A 247-nucleotide genomic window follows, 5' to 3' on the forward strand; every position below is an offset into this window, starting at 1 on the left:
GTTGATGGTATTCATCTATAACTAATACTGCTGGGTTCGTACCATCACCATTTTTTCCATCTTCTTTACATAGAGGTTCTAGAAAACTATCAGTTTTAATATGGGTAATTCTATCTCTAGTAATTTTAAATTTAGTAGATAATGGACTCTTTTTTAATAGGTTTTTACATTCATCAAAGATTATTTTTGATTGTTTACGTTTTACACCAGCACAATAGCTTTCATAAATTTCACCATGTTTTGTTGA

1 protein-coding gene is annotated in these 247 nt (G+C 28.7%); it reads right to left on the reverse strand.

Annotated features, from left to right (window positions below; translation table 11 throughout):
- On the reverse strand, nt 1–247 hold a 247-nt coding region (locus AACQ14_RS24230; RefSeq protein WP_339366095.1), incomplete at both ends, for a terminase large subunit domain-containing protein.

The organism is Vallitalea maricola (assembly GCF_036985595.1).
Taxonomy (GTDB): domain Bacteria; phylum Bacillota; class Clostridia; order Lachnospirales; family Vallitaleaceae; genus Vallitalea; species Vallitalea maricola.